15 protein-coding genes are annotated in these 15306 nt (G+C 37.3%); 8 read left to right on the top strand and 7 right to left on the bottom strand.

All coding sequences use genetic code 11. From position 1 onward, the window contains the following. Positions 1 to 38: 38 nt before the first annotated feature. The gene (gene rpiA / locus PYV58_RS11970; protein WP_034610544.1) at positions 39 to 710 is read right to left on the bottom strand and encodes a ribose-5-phosphate isomerase RpiA; all 672 of its coding nucleotides are present in this window, start codon (positions 708 to 710) and stop codon (positions 39 to 41) included. Between the two features lie 115 nt (positions 711 to 825). On the opposite strand from rpiA, the gene ilvA reads away from it, so the two are divergent. Continuing rightward, positions 826 to 2364, top strand: a complete 1539-nt coding sequence (gene ilvA, locus PYV58_RS11975; protein WP_034610244.1) for a threonine ammonia-lyase, biosynthetic — start codon at positions 826 to 828, stop codon at positions 2362 to 2364. Between the two features lie 82 nt (positions 2365 to 2446). Here ilvA and PYV58_RS11980 read toward each other — a convergent pair whose 3' ends face one another. Continuing rightward, positions 2447 to 2944 (bottom strand): hypothetical protein, encoded by a 498-nt coding sequence (locus tag PYV58_RS11980; protein WP_034610241.1) that lies wholly within the window; start codon positions 2942 to 2944, stop codon positions 2447 to 2449. A 48-nt stretch (positions 2945 to 2992) separates the two neighbouring features. After that, a complete protein-coding gene (locus tag PYV58_RS11985) occupies positions 2993 to 3538 on the bottom strand; it encodes a hypothetical protein (protein ID WP_004821284.1) in 546 nt (181 codons plus the stop codon). A gap of 245 nt (positions 3539 to 3783) precedes the next feature. Here PYV58_RS11985 and PYV58_RS11990 point away from each other — a divergent pair, with 245 nt between their 5' ends. Together PYV58_RS11990 and PYV58_RS11995 are read left to right on the top strand one after the other, a co-directional pair. Beyond that, positions 3784 to 4434, top strand: a complete 651-nt coding sequence (locus tag PYV58_RS11990) for a TrkA family potassium uptake protein (RefSeq protein WP_004821282.1) — start codon at positions 3784 to 3786, stop codon at positions 4432 to 4434. Positions 4435 to 4442: 8 nt separating this feature from the next. After that, a complete protein-coding gene (locus tag PYV58_RS11995) occupies positions 4443 to 5795 on the top strand; it encodes a potassium transporter TrkG (RefSeq protein WP_004720769.1) in 1353 nt (450 codons plus the stop codon). 203 nt (positions 5796 to 5998) lie between these two features. Here the strand turns inward: PYV58_RS11995 and zapE are convergent, their stop codons facing one another. Continuing rightward, on the bottom strand, positions 5999 to 7147 hold the full coding sequence (zapE, locus tag PYV58_RS12000) for a cell division protein ZapE (protein ID WP_004720770.1): 1149 nt from the start codon (positions 7145 to 7147) through the stop codon (positions 5999 to 6001). 108 nt (positions 7148 to 7255) lie between these two features. Beyond that, positions 7256 to 8266: an AraC family transcriptional regulator gene (locus PYV58_RS12005; protein WP_004720772.1), complete on the bottom strand. Its 1011-nt coding sequence runs from the start codon at positions 8264 to 8266 to the stop codon at positions 7256 to 7258. A gap of 154 nt (positions 8267 to 8420) precedes the next feature. On the opposite strand from PYV58_RS12005, the gene PYV58_RS12010 reads away from it, so the two are divergent. Both PYV58_RS12010 and PYV58_RS12015 read left to right on the top strand, forming a co-directional pair. Beyond that, a complete protein-coding gene (locus PYV58_RS12010; protein WP_004821277.1) occupies positions 8421 to 9944 on the top strand; it encodes an NAD(P)/FAD-dependent oxidoreductase in 1524 nt (507 codons plus the stop codon). A gap of 88 nt (positions 9945 to 10032) precedes the next feature. After that, entirely contained in the window at positions 10033 to 10941 is a 909-nt protein-coding gene (locus PYV58_RS12015) for a lysine exporter LysO family protein (RefSeq protein WP_034610237.1), read from the top strand. A 204-nt stretch (positions 10942 to 11145) separates the two neighbouring features. Here PYV58_RS12015 and pyrF read toward each other — a convergent pair whose 3' ends face one another. Beyond that, positions 11146 to 11841 carry an orotidine-5'-phosphate decarboxylase gene (gene pyrF / locus PYV58_RS12020; RefSeq protein ID WP_171077742.1) on the bottom strand — a complete coding sequence of 232 codons (696 nt, stop codon included), beginning with the start codon at positions 11839 to 11841 and terminating at the stop codon, positions 11146 to 11148. Positions 11842 to 11944: 103 nt separating this feature from the next. Continuing rightward, positions 11945 to 12493 carry an XRE family transcriptional regulator gene (locus PYV58_RS12025; RefSeq protein WP_034610234.1) on the bottom strand — a complete coding sequence of 183 codons (549 nt, stop codon included), beginning with the start codon at positions 12491 to 12493 and terminating at the stop codon, positions 11945 to 11947. Positions 12494 to 12609: 116 nt separating this feature from the next. Between PYV58_RS12025 and PYV58_RS12030 the strand changes: the two genes are divergently transcribed. The 3 genes from PYV58_RS12030 to PYV58_RS12040 all read left to right on the top strand — a co-directional run bounded on the left by PYV58_RS12030 (position 12610) and on the right by PYV58_RS12040 (position 15231). After that, complete coding sequence (locus PYV58_RS12030; protein WP_034610231.1) at positions 12610 to 13272, top strand: AzlC family ABC transporter permease; 663 nt, start codon at positions 12610 to 12612, stop codon at positions 13270 to 13272. A 1-nt stretch (position 13273) separates the two neighbouring features. Then, a complete protein-coding gene (locus tag PYV58_RS12035; RefSeq protein WP_034610229.1) occupies positions 13274 to 13609 on the top strand; it encodes an AzlD domain-containing protein in 336 nt (111 codons plus the stop codon). Positions 13610 to 14694: 1085 nt separating this feature from the next. Next, on the top strand, positions 14695 to 15231 hold the full coding sequence (locus PYV58_RS12040) for a fimbrial protein (RefSeq protein ID WP_004821263.1): 537 nt from the start codon (positions 14695 to 14697) through the stop codon (positions 15229 to 15231). Positions 15232 to 15306 lie beyond the last annotated feature (75 nt).

Genomic DNA, 15306 nt, shown 5'->3' on the forward strand with positions numbered 1-15306 from the left:
TCGTCTTTACTCAAGCAGAAGTTAGGGGAAATTTTTTCTTATCCTGCGGTACGCTCTTCAATACCATCATTGGTGGCGACTACAGCGACATCAGCTTTATTGATCGCAAAAATACCATTACACACCACACCAGGAATATCGTTAATGGTTTTTTCGACCTCTAATGCATTCAAAATATTTAAGTTATACACATCTAGAATGACATTACCATTATCCGTTACTACACCTTCACGATAAACTGGGTCACCGCCTAAAGATACGATTTTACGCGCAACTGCTGAACGTGCCATAGGAATCACTTCGATAGGCAATGGAAATTCACGGCCTAATTGATCGACCCATTTCGAGTCATCAACAATACATACAAATTTTTTCGCAATAGATGCCACGATTTTTTCACGCGTGAGTGCAGCACCACCGCCTTTAATCATATGTAAATGACGATCAATTTCATCAGCACCATCTACATAAGCATCTAAACCACCAACATGGTTCATATCAACCACTTCAATGCCTAATTTCTTAAGACGTTGAGCTGTTGCTTCTGAACTGGCTACGGCTGCTTCAAGTTGTAACTGAGGTAATAATTCAATTAAGAAGTTCACTGTACTACCAGTACCGACTCCCAAAATGCCCCCTCTTGGTAAGTGTTTTAAAGCGGCTTGGGCTGCAGCTTGTTTTTTCTCGTCCTGGGTTGCATAAAGGCTCATGACATCTCTCAATAAAATTTCAATTTCCTGCACATTTTGCATAATTTAAAAACGCAAAGGTACAACGGTTTGTTACAATGAGCGCTCATTTTAAACTGTTAGATGGAAAATTAACATGCTGTCTCGTTTGGTTCGACAAATATTACAGGCAACGGTGTATGACGTTGCAATCGAAACCCCACTCGAAGCAGCGCCACGAATTAGTGAAAAACTAAACAATAACATTCGCTTTAAACGCGAAGATTTACAACCTGTCTTTTCCTTCAAACTACGCGGTGCGTATAACCGTATTAGTCAATTACCGAAATCTCAGTTGGAACGTGGCGTTATTACTGCTTCAGCAGGTAACCATGCTCAGGGCGTGGCTTTATCTGGTCAAAAGTTAGGTATTCGCGCCATTATTGTGATGCCGAAAACCACCCCTGACATTAAAGTTCAAGCAGTAAAGCGTTTGGGTGGTGATGTTGTGCTTCACGGCGACTCATTTGATGTTGCTAACAAATATGCCATTCAACGTGCAAATGACGAAGGTTTAACCTTTATTCCGCCTTATGACGATGAACTGGTTATGGCCGGCCAAGGTACAATTGCCAATGAAATATTGCGTCAATGGCGTGATGTTGAATATGTATTTGTTGCTGTGGGCGGTGGTGGTTTAATTGCTGGTGTAGCAGCATATCTTGGTGATGTTGCCCCGCATGTCAAAGTTATTCCTGTCGAATATGATGAATCTGCATGTTTAAAAGCAGCATTTGAAGCCAATCAACGTGTAGTACTCCCTTCTGTAGGCTTATTTGCAGATGGTACAGCCGTTGCTCAAATCGGTGAAAAGCCATTTGAAGTCATTCAACTACAAAAATCTGATAACTCAGGTCCAATTGTTGAACGTGATGTGGTACTGGTCAATACAGATGAAATCTGTACGGCAATTAAAGACACTTATGATGAATGTCGTAGTATTGTTGAACCATCAGGTGCTATGGCGCTCGCAGGTATCAAAAAATACGTTGCGGCACATGGTCTTGAAGGCAAAAATATGGTGTCGATTGTTTGCGGCGCCAACATGAATTTTGATCGTTTACGTTATATTGCTGAGCGTACCGAACTTGGTGAACGTAAAGAAGCCATTTTTGCAGTGACCATTCCAGAAGAAAAAGGTTCTTTCCTGAATTTCTGTCGTGCTTTGCAAGGGCGTAATATTACGGAATTTAACTACCGTGCCAGTGATGCATCTGCTGCTCAAGTCTTTGTCGGTATTAGCTTAAAGGCTGGTGAAAAAGAACGCCATGACATCTATGAAGCAATGAAATTACATTATGATGTCGATGATTTATCGGATGATGAAGTTGCAAAATTGCATATCCGTTATTTGATTGGTGGTCATGCCGATATTGCCAATGAACGTTTGTTCCGTGTTGAGTTTCCAGAACGCCCAGGTGCTTTATTAACATTCTTAGAGCGTCTTGGTCCAACCCATAACATTAGCCTATTCCATTATCGTAATCACGGTGCAGCAGAAGGACGTGTTTTGGTTGGCTTGGATGCAGAAGATGCGGTACAGAATCCAGATGGACTGATTGAGACGTTGGAAAATATCAATTACCCATATCAAGAAATTACCAATAACTTAGGTTATCAACGTTTCTTAAAATAGAAATAGCTTCAAAATAGAAATAGCCTATAAATTTTTTTATGGGCTATTTTTTATAAAATCAGAACAATTCGAAAAAGTTAACTTAATAAACCGCCATATTTAAATCACCATCATCATTAAATGCGTCATTAAAAGCATCCACAATCTGATTTAATTGTTGCTCATCTTGTGTGGGCACAAGCATCCAATACGGATTTTCACGATATATAATCAATAAAGAAAGCTGATACTGATTTGCAACCAGTTTAATTTGATCAAAAATGATTTCTTCTGTTTGTTGCATTGCGTCCATTTGATCACCTAATGAAACATCATCATCTTCATCGTACTGATCAAATACTTCAGCTATTGCGACTTCGATTTCATTTTGCAATTGCTCAGCATCAATATTGTGCTGGTTAAAGTAGAAATCGTTTTCAATTCCATTGTCATAATATTCTTTTAATTCAATATAATGCAAGAAATCATGCTGTTGATTGATCCATTCACTAAAACTATAAAATTCAATGTCTTGAGGAATTTGTTGTGCATTTAGCTCGGGAATTAAATGTTGAAGTAATGAATATATTTTCTGTGACATGGATATCTCTCTATTTTATTATCAATATGTTGAATTAATCGCAAAAAACTAAGTCGATCTTGAACAATCAAATAATGCGTAATGTTCTATACTGACATCTTCATCATGAAATTGTTTGTTAAAACACTTGCAGAACTTTTCAATTTTATATTCATGATTTGGTACGATCAACCAATAATAATCTTCAGCATAAATCAGCAACAGTTCATGATCATGTTGTCTGGCTTGTTTTAATATTTCCTCGAATACAACATCATAAACCTGATCTTGAACATTATAATAGCGCCCAATAACATCTTTGTGTACTTCATAATGATCAAATAAAGGCTTCACTCTTTCGCGAATTTGAGTTTGAATTCCCAAGCTATCGACTGCATATTCATGAAAAATCGCACAACGCTCAATCTCATTTTCATGAAATTGCATACGGTCAATTTTCATTAAATATCCACGAAATCGCCCACCAAACTTTTCAGCTTCGATCCAATTGAGGAACTCGACAAAACGTTTACGATGTTTCTTTTTGGGAATATCTCTTTGCTCCAACGCTGGGAACCAATGTTGGAGAATTTTAAAAATTTTCTTATCATCCATTTTTTTATCATCCATTTTTTATTCTTGGATCGAAAGCTCAATCTTGGCTTTGCATTTTTAAATTTCAAAGCAATGATATCGGATCAATTTTAAGTTTTTATGACATAAATCTGGTTTTATTTACATTTATCGCTTTTTATTCTCAGTTTGTAGATTGGCGTTGCAATACTTTAAAGATAAAATATATAAAAATTGAATATGATCATACCAACACAAAATCAGTGTCGGGATAAGGACTTTGTAGAATGGCGCAATTCGCTGTCATCGGTTTAGGCAGTTTTGGTGAAGCAGTTGCACTAGAACTCACCAACTTAAATCACGATGTAATAGGTATTGATACATTAAAGAAAAATGTAGAAAACATTGCCGATAAAATCAGTCATGCAGTTATTGCAGATGCTACCGATGAACATGTGTTAGATGAACTGAATATCAAAAATTGTGATGCCGTGGTGGTTGCCATTGGTGAAGATATTGAAGCCAGTATTCTATGCGTATTGCATTTAAAAAATTTGGGTATCGAAAAAATCTTTGTAAAAGCCAAATCTAAATCACATCATATGATTTTGTCTCATTTAGGCATTACAAAAATCATTCACCCTGAAGAAGACATGGGGATTCGTGTTGCGCAATCACTCAGTTATCCAATGGTGAGACGTTATATGGCATTAAATAATGATCGCTATATCGTCAAAATTGAAATAGGTGCAAATTTACAAGGCGCGCAATTTCAAACGGTCATGGAAAATACCCCCGAAATTACAACCTTGTTATTACAACGCGGTTCACATGTACTGTATGATATTGCACCGGGGACGATTTTACAGGAAAAGGATATTTTAATCCTTGAAGGACCTGTAGAAATGTTAAGACAATTTTCGATTCGTTTCTTATAGTTATAACTATGCGTTTATCTAAAAAAGAACTAATCAACAAAAAACACAACAGTATTAATCTCAGTCCACCGAGCTTACTTGCTTTAGGTTTTTTAAGCTTTATTATCATCGGAACATTGCTTCTTAAACTTCCTTTTGCTAATCAAGGCAATTTGACATGGCTAGAGGCCCTGTTTACTGCCACGTCTGCTGTAACCATTACTGGGCTGTCTGTCGTCAATATTGGCGACTCCTTAACCACTTTTGGTCAAGTTGTGGTGATGATCCTGATCCAATGCGGCGGCTTAGGTTTTATGACGTTTGCAATCTTAGCTGCTTTGAGTCTTTCCTCAAAAGTTGGTATTCGGCAGCAAGTTATGGCACAGGAAACCATTGGTCAAACCAGTTTAGCCAAAGCAACCTTTACAGTAAAAGGGGTTTTTCTTTACTCATTGTTCTTTGAAGCGATTGGTACAGGGATTCTAACCATGGCTTGGTCACATCACTACGACCTTGAACATGCATTTTTCTACGCACTGTTTTATAGTATTTCTGCGTTTAACAATGGTGGATTTTCATTATTTCCCAATAGCTTAATGAGTTTCTCTGACCAGTATATGGTGACATTTACCATCAGTATGCTGTATATCATCGGTGGGATTGGTTTTGTTGTGTTGATGGATATTAAAAGAGCCAAGCGTTGGAAGAAACTCTCTACCAATAGTAAGTTAATTCTGTCTACGATTGCGGGCTTAAACCTTTTTGCCTTTATTGTTATTTGGGCAATAGAAGCGTCCAATCCTTTAACACTGGCTCCAATGTCTGTTGGTGATCAAGCTTTAAACGCGTGGTTCCATGCTACCGTACCTCGTTCATCAGGTTTTAACAGCTTGGAAGTCAGCAGCATGACCAATGCATCAACCTTAATTACCATGGTATTGATGTTTATTGGTGGTGGTTCTTTAAGTACTGCTGGTGGAATTAAAGTCGGCACATTTATTATTATGATTTTAAGTGTCATTACCTTCTTAAAACGTTCAGATGAAATTACCATTTTTGGGCATTCTGTTTCTCATCAGGCCACCTTTAAGGCAATGGCGGTCATTTCAATTACTTCACTGCTGATCCTGATTGGCTTTTTTACTCTACTGATCCTTGAGCCTGATAAAAAGTTTTTAGACTTATTATTTGAAGCCGTTTCTGCAGCTTGTACTGTCGGCTTATCACGCGGAATCACTGAAAATTTACATGCTGGCAGCCAAATTGCTTTAATTTGTCTAATGTTTGCTGGACGCTTAGGACCACTAACACTGGCTTATTTGATTGCTACACCGAATAAAAGTCGTGTTCGTCATCCAAATACTGAAATTCAGGTGGGTTAATTGTTTTTAGTCATCAGACGAATACAACTTAAATAGCTTTGTGGGATCATTTTAATCTTATCGCATATATCTAATATTGGCTGAGACTCCTTAAATAGATTGCTCAGACAATCCTTGCAAAATGCATACTGATGACAGTACCACCCATAAAAAAGCGATCTTATCAATGATAGGATCGCTTTTTTACATCTTTCTAAGAATGATTATTCTACTTCTAACTCACTATTGCCTTTAATCAAACGATGCTCTGACTGCAAATATTCATCTGATTGCATTTCGAGTAAACGAGAGCGTGTACGTTCAATTTCGAAAGCCAGCTTCTCTCCGTCATAAATCTCAATAATCGAGTCTTGAGATGTCAGTAGCAGTTTTACGCCACGGTCATAAAACTCATCTACCAGATAAATAAAACGACGTGTACCTTCTGACAACAAATCAGTTAAGTGCGGAACATTACTCACTAAAACAGTATTATAAATATTGGCAATTTCAATAAAGTCCGATGGGCTACGCGGTTTCATACAGAGTTCTCTAAACTCACACCACAATACATCTTCTGTATGGCCTAAAGTTTCAACAACACGGTTATTAATCGTAATTGGTTCTTCTGACACTGTCTGCGATGTGGTTAATGCATTAAAACGCTTTGCCATCCAGACTTTATTGTCATCTGTCAGTGGCGATTTAAACAATTGCGCTTGTTTTAATACCCGTAAACGATAGTCAACACCCGCATCAACATTCAATACCACACAATGTTTTTTTACCATTTCAATCGTTGGAATAAAACGATCACGATGGATTCCATTTTTATATAAACCATCTGGGGCAATATTGGATGTGGCAATCAAGGTAATGCCACGGGTAAATAATTTTTGGAATAAATCACTGAGAATCATTGCATCAGTTACATTTGATACAAAGAACTCATCAAAACAAATCACCACAGCTTCTTTATAAATTTGATCTGCAACGATATCTAAAGGATTACGCTGTCCAGAAAGCTTGTTTAACTCTTTATGCACAAATTGCATAAAGTGATGGAAATGCATACGGGTTTTACGGCGAAAAGGAATCGAATCGTAAAATTGATCCATGAGCCATGTCTTTCCACGCCCTACACCGCCCCACATATATACACCTCTCGGTGCAGTTTGACGGCGGAAACGACGAAAAGCTTTTTTTGATGCTTTATAACGATTGATCAATTCTTGCCATACCCGCTCCAACTCATGTACTGCTTGAGCCTGAGCATCATCTGGTAAAAACTGTCCAGATGACAATGCTTTTGCATAACGCTCAGCGGGTGATACGGGAGTAAATGCTGTTGAAGTTGTATTCTGATCTAACATATCATTTTGTTACTTTTAAAGGCTAAAGGAAGTATATCGAATATTCATTTTTGATAAATAAAACTTTGGGATAATTCTAACTCTATATCTCATATCAGCACTACCTGTTTATTTACCATATTGACGCGGGCTTTGCCCAAACCAACGTTTAAAAGCATGATTAAATGCAGCGGGTTCTGAGTAGCCGAGTAATTCCGCAATCACCTCAATTGAATATTCCTTATATTCAATCAAGCGCAAAGCTTTGTGCTTAATCAGCTGTTCCCGAATTTGTTTATAGCTGGTATTTAATTGCTGCAACTGATGGCGTAAGGTTCTTTCAGGCACATTCAACGCCTGAGCCACTTCGGCCATCGAAGGAATAATCCCTTGCTGTAATTCCAAATAATCATTTACCCGTTGAATCAACGGCGCAATTTTCTGTTCTTCGGCATTCAATCGCTCGATTTCAGCAATACACTTGGCTTCGTAAACCCGATGTGTAATTGGATCTGCGGATGGAATCGGCAGTTGCATCACATCTTCATTGATCCAAAAAGCGGCTTTTTCACAATTAAAATGTAAATCTGAACCGTAATAATCATGATATTGCTTTAATACACTTAAATCCTGAGGCTGCTGAAAGGGTAACTCGATTCTCACGCTGGGCGCTGTAAGTCCCATCATTTTATAAATATCATCCAGAAATTTATAAGTTCCAGAGATTTCACATTGCGCTCTCAACAAACCCATTTCTGTTTCTAAATCTACAGGCTTGTAGGTTAATGCGACTTGATGATCGCCTTTCTCAAGCCCTAAGACACCGTATAAATAAGTTAAACCCTGATAATGCACACCATTTTGAATCGCATCACCAACATTACTACATGTCACCAAGAGCATGAGTAACGGGCCATATCCCGCCAAAGAATAATGCTGACCGATAAACAAGCCTGTTTCTGGCTGTACACCCTGCCCAATCACTTTTTGTATATCCCACTCTAAACTGGGATGAATGATTGAACTAGGATCGAGTGCATCTGCTTTGATCCCAATACTTGCAAGTCGTGAATCTACATCGATTCCAGCATTACGCATACCATGAATTAAATACATTAAACCGAGAATCGAGCGTTTCATTGGATCATCATTTGATTTCTACCCAAACTTTGTACTACAAAGATGGTTTTTTGCAAATTGCCGAATATATCAATTTTTGTGTCAGTGCAATCATATTTCAAGCGTTGCATTTCCGATATTCTATGCAAAACTGGAAAAGTCAGAGCGAACAAAAATGAGTACAGCCCCTACGACTGAAGCAAAAACCCAATCAACGCAAGTTGCAATTATTGGATCTGGATTTGGTGGTTTAGCCATGGCAATCCGCCTATTGCAAGCCAATATTCATGATTTTATCATTTTAGAAAAAGCAGATAATGTTGGTGGTACATGGCGTGAGAACCAGTACCCAGGTGCGGCTTGTGATGTTCAATCACATATGTACTCGCTTTCCTTTGCACCAAAAACAGATTGGTCAAAACGTTATGCCGAAGCGCCTGAGATTTTTGACTATATTCAAGATTTAATTCAGCAATTCAATTTAAAGAAATACATCCAATTTAATCAAGAAGTGGTGTCTACACGTTATGATGAGCACAATTTCAATTGGCATTTAACACTAAAAAGTGGACAAAAAATTGAGGCTCAATTTGTTATTTTTGCATCAGGGCCATTGCATGTACCACAGATTCCTAAAATTAAAGGGGTTGAAAAATTCAAAGGTGAAGTTTTCCATTCATCACACTGGAAGCATGACTATAATTTAAATCAAAAAAATGTAGCATCCATTGGTACTGGTGGTAGTGCAATTCAATATATTCCTGAAATTGCTGCAAAAGTTCAAAATCTTTATGTATTTCAAAGAACCCCTGCTTGGGTGATTCCTCGTGATGAACGCGCCTATAATGCACTTGATAAAAAACTATTTAGTCGCTTTGAATGGTTTAGAAAATTACACCGTGCTCGTTTGTACTGGTCAAATGAATCACGTGTCGTCCCCATTGTAAAACCACAAATCATGAAATATGGTCAGAAACTTGCTGAAGCTTATATAAAATTCCAAGTCAAAGACAAAGAAATCGCCAAAAAACTGACCCCTGACTATATTATGGGCTGTAAGCGTATTCTGATTTCCAACAAATACTTTCCAACATTTAATCGTAAAAATGTCGAATTAATCACCGATGGAATTCAGGAAATTACAGAAAATAGCATCATCACTAAGGATGGCAAAGAACGTCAAATTGATTGTTTAATTTATGGTACTGGTTTTATTACAGACCCACGCATCTATTTAAAATCATTCGATTGCTATGGTGAACACGGCGTTGAATTAAAAACCGCATGGAAAGACGGTGCAGAAAGTTTTTATGGGATCAGCACCAAAGGCTTTCCTAATCTATTTCAATTGCTTGGTCCAAATACCGTACTGGGTCATAACTCTGTAATTTTCATGATTGAATCTCAAGTGAATTATATTTTGCAATTGATTCAAATGGTTGCAAAAACACAGACGCAAGCGGTAGCGGTAAAAGCTGAAGTACAAGATCAATTTAATGAAGATGTACAGCAACAGCTTGCAGGCACGGTATGGCAATCAGGCTGTGTCAGTTGGTACCAACAAGATGGCGGTAAAAACTTTGCATTATGGCCAACCTATACCTGGAAATTTTGGCTCAACACCCGCAAAGTAAACCCAGCAGATTTTCGCTTATTAGGCCGTGAGCAAAGTGCCAAGCAAAAGTCAAAAGCTGCATAAACTTGCTTGATATTCTTCTATAAATTTTCAACCGCTTTTCTGCGCTTCGACTATAATAGATAGGTATCCATTGCCTATCTATTTTTTCATGCAATCACTTTGGCTTATTTTCCAACTTTTATTTTGTTTATGTTTAGGGTTTATTTTAGCCCGCAGAATTCCACAATCCATTGAAAAAATAGCTTTTAAAATACTGCCTTATTTTACCTATATTCTTTTAATTGCGATTGCAATGGAGTTTTCTCAAACAATTCATAATATTGCCAGCCCTGCACAGATTCTCACCAGTTCAATCACAATTGCATTCACCACATCAATGGGTGCATTTTTTTGTTGTTATCTGGTATTTACAGCGATTGGCTACAAACCATCACAAGGTAAAGTTTCTGCTGAATTATTGATGGGTTCATTACTCAACATCAGCTATGCATTTATTGCACTGGCTGTAGGTTATGGCTTAGCAGAGTTGGCCCACCTTTTCCATGTTCCACTGCATGTCAGCACATGGAATTTACTTTTAGTTTACATGTTACTGATCGGCTTGGATCTGGCTTACTCGCCACTGGATCGTTCTTGGTTAAACTGGAAAATTATGCTGGTACCGATTGCCTGCGTGATTGGCTCACTATTGGGTGCTGTTGCGGCATTTTTCCTGATTCAAGACATCAGTATGAAAGATTTAATCATGCTATCGCAAGGTTACGGCTTCTATTCGATGACAGGGATTGTGGTGACTGAATTAAAGAATGCCCATCTGGGAAGTATTGCGTTAATGAACGATTTATTTAGGGAGATTTTTGCCATTTTATTTATGTATATGATTGGATGGCGTTATCCACGTTCAGCAATTTCTTCTGCTGGTGCAACCGCAATGGATGTCACCTTACCTATGGTGAAACAAGCTTGCGGCAATGATTATATTCCACATGCAATGGTCAGTGGTTTTGTTCTGTCGGTATTGGCGCCAATTGCGGTAAGTGTTCTGGCTGCACTTTAAAATTAAGTGCTGAATGTGGCATCCATCGTACTTTATCTGACGAGATAGTAATACTGATCAATAGAATCACTGGAATAAAAAGTTTTTTAAACTTCTGAAAAAAAGATCTAGTAGCGCAGGCACACTACAGTGTATACACAGCAATTTTTATTATATAAATCAAAGAAATCACCCTCTTGATCAACTGAAAAAGAGGGTTTATTTTTATAGGGTCGCTAAAATATCTTGCAGGGTTTTACTTGGATGTTCAGATTGAGTAATTGGACGACCAATCACTAAATGTGTAGAACCATCAAGCATTGCTTGCTTAGGCGTTACAATACGCTTTTGATCATCCGCATTTGCACCAGCTGGACGAATCCCTGGTGTTACCAAAGCAAATTCAGCACCCAAATCTTGACGTAACATCTTGGCTTCCTGAGCCGAGCATACCACGCCATCCAAACCACTCTGTTGAGTCAATTTAGCCAGACGTTTCACTTGTTCAAATGGCTCTATGTCTAAACCAATATCACACAAGTCTTCACGTTCCATTGAAGTAAGTACAGTAACCGCAATCAATTGGGTTTTATAGTTACCTGCTTTTAAGCGTTCTACACAAGTTTCCATCATTCTACGCCCACCTGAGGCATGGACATTGACCATCCATACGCCCAAATCGGCCGCAGCACAAACTGCCTGCGCAGTTGTGTTCGGAATATCATGAAATTTTAAATCGAGGAATACTTCAAAGCCCTTATCATGTAGTGCTTTCACAACCAGAGGCCCTTCATGGGTAAATAGTTCTTTACCGACTTTTAAACGACATAGTGATGGGTCAAGCTGATCAGCAATTGCTAGGGCGTCATATTGGCTTTTTGCATCTAAGGCAACAATAATACTCACGAATCTCAGTTCCATCACATAAATTTGCGCTCATTATAAAGTGATTCACGCCATGTACAAAGCCAGAAAATCGACTTCATCACAAAACAATCAACTATTCTTACATCTTGCTTATGATTTATCTCTGCTCTGAAATCAAAATTGCACGTGTGTCTTGCTCCAGTGCTTCAAAAATATGCGCTTGATCTGCTGGATAGGAAATATAGTCCCCTGCTTGAAGTAACTCAGCACTGTCTAATAAACCGACTTTGGCAGAGCCCTGCATAATAATAATATGCTCCACACTGCCAATAGGATGCGGTTTACTGCAACGCGGCTCACCCGGTTGGGTTGTAAGGATATACACGTCTCGTCGTGCATTGGGTGGGCATGTTGCCAACAAAACAGCCTGATAATTTGATATTTCAGAAACAACTGAAGCGCCCTCGCCATAACGAATCACTTGTGTAGCTTGAGCTTGTGCTTCCATAAGTTTGGCAAAAGGAATATTTAAAGCCACGCAAAGTGCCCATAAAGTTTCGAGACTCGGATTGCCCTGCCCAGATTCAAGTTGCGAAAGTGTGGACTTCGCAATGCCTGCACGTCGAGCAACTTCTCCCAAAGATAATGCAGCACTTTTTCTTTCTTTTTGCAGATTATTTGCAATGATTTCAATTGGTATAGACATTATCCTTCCAAAAAAGACGATCGTTCGGTTTGACGAACAACAATAATAAAACTATTATAACAAATGATCGTTCATTTTATCGAACGATCTTATTACCCCAAGCAAGGCTCATCTCAATGAAGTATAAAGAAATAAAAAATTTACCCAAGCCCCTGATAAAATCAATCGTGATTCTCTGTATCGCAACCGCACTGATCGGGATTTCATTAGGTACGCTTGCAGTCAATTATCAACTGCCGATCTGGATACCTTTACTACTTTCAATCTGTGTCTTGGCTGGTGCTGCCGAGTTTACTTTCATTGGCATGATTGCTGCTGGAAGCAGTCCGATTACAGCTGCGATTGTCGGATTACTGATTAATTTACGACATCTGCCTTTTGGTTTAGCGATTACCCATTTTATAGAAAAAAATAAATTAAAATATTTTGCTACACATATTATGAATGATGAAAGTGTTTTATTTGGTTTAAGCCAATCTTCAAATGAGCTAAAACTGAGTGCTTATTGGCTGTGCGGTGTCGGAATTTTATTTGCTTGGCCGATAGGCGTTTTAAGCGGTTATATATTGGGAAGTCATTTAGCTTATGCAAAATTACTGGGTATCGATACGATTTTTCCTGTCGTACTGTTTGCGCTTACCTTTAAAGCATTAAAAAGAAAATCTGCTCGAAAATCGGCAATGACTGGTGCAGTCATCAGCCTCGCTACTTTTCCATTTCTACCCTTAGGGATTCCGATACTTATGTCATTATTTGGCTTGCTTGTAGGAAGAAAATAACATGCATCAGCAATTTATCATTTTGATCGGGATCATGCTGCTGGCGATGGGGACTTATCTGATCCGATATGCGGGACTTTCACTCGGCCAATATTTTACGATCACTCAACAACGTGAGCAACTTTTTAATGATGCCGCAACAACTTTACTGTTTTCTATTGCGATTCTCAGCACTTTTTTTGAAGGTGCGGATTGGGCAGACTTAGGCAAAATCATGGGGGTATTGGTAGGATTATTTCTGATTTGGAAAAACCACTCACTTATCACGACGATCGTAATAGCAATGCTGGTCACCACAATATTCCGCTTTGCTGAATTTTTCTGGTTAGCCCAATAGAATTGTTAAAGCGTACAAAAAGCGTTTTACAACAATCAAAGCGCTTTTTTTCAACAGCACAATGCAAGTGACTACGCATGCTTAATTATTGATTAAAGATAATGTTTTAATCTCTATGCTTATTTTTTATGGATACTTAATCAATCAATCTTAAAGCGCTTAAAATTCATTTTATATTTGATCATTGTGAAACACGTCACTCACTCCAACAAATAAAAAAATCAAAACATAGTCTTCTATTTATCATTCTTTATGCTTACAACAGATAAATTCTTTTTCATATATTTAAAAACCTATAAAAACTTAAAAAATATTAAATTAAAATTATATTTTTCTCATTCATTGCATCCATGTTTACTCTAGAATTTATATTTTTAATAAATCTATCTGCGCTATTTCCAAATATATTCTTTATAACTAAACAAACATTACATCATAACTAAACAATCAATCTTTTTGATAAATAAAAAAAGTAATCATATTAAGTGAAGCAAAAGTGCATTAAAAACACCTTCTGTTTTTAAAAGCAATCTAGGATGAACGCGATTTTATGTTGATTTAAGCATTTAAAAATAATTTACAAATAAGCTAAATAAATATTAAAGAAAAATCCTTTAAATTCAATCTTATAAAATTTTTTGATGAAAATGATCAATTACAGTGCAGCGTATTAAAATAAAATCCAATATTTAATTAACCACGATAATAAATTATTTTAGAAAATCTTAAAAACATACTCACGCTTAATATAAGCAGATCAAAATAATTTGCTATAATATGACGTTATTCACAAAAAGTGACATTTTTTGTCACTTTTTGGTAAACAGAACCAAATTTTCCTTTAATTAAATAAATATGTTAATTATAAATATACTCTTGTATTTAAATAATAAAAAACAAATCTAAAACAAATAACATTATATTGTGCTTATAAGATAAAAATAATGTGATATTTGTCTCTTTTTTTCATTGTTTTTATTTAGGAAAAATTTATAGTAGCCCTTATTGTTTAGCTCCTAAACACTTCCCCTTTATTAGGAAAGTACCAGTAAAGGGCAAATCAACGCAGTATTGAGAGAAATTCTATGAAAAATATTCAATTGGGTTTAGCGATCATTGGCTTAGGTTTAGCATCTTCAACAGTTTTTGCGGCTGCTGATGGTACAGTAACAGTTACAGGTAAAATCGTTGATCAAACCTGTACAGTTGGTGGTACTGCTGGTAACTACACTGTTGTTTTACCGACTGTAGGTAAATCAACTTTAGCGACAGCGGCGACAACAAATGGCGACACTAAATTTACGATTAATTTAACAGCATGCCCTGTAGGTAATGTGGGTGTTTATTATGACAACACCAATGCAAATATTAATACTGCAGGTCGTCTAAACAACACCGTAACCACTGGCGGTGCAACAAACGTAAATATTCAATTATTAAACTCTGCAAAAGCAGTGATTGACCTAACTAAAGATCGTACAGGTCAAAACATTGTGACTTCAAATGTTGCAACTGCAAACGGTTCTGCAAATCTTGATTTTTATGCGCGTTACTATGCAACAGGTGCAACAACTGCTGGTGATGTAAGCACGACTGCAACTTACTATGTTGTATATCAATAATTAAACATTTGGGTCTGTAAGTTTTTTAAACAGGTCTGGTTAATTGTCACATCTTAGCCAGACTTGCATCTCCCC

This window comes from Acinetobacter sp. TAC-1 (assembly GCF_029025845.1).
GTDB classification, from domain to species: domain Bacteria; phylum Pseudomonadota; class Gammaproteobacteria; order Pseudomonadales; family Moraxellaceae; genus Acinetobacter; species Acinetobacter guillouiae.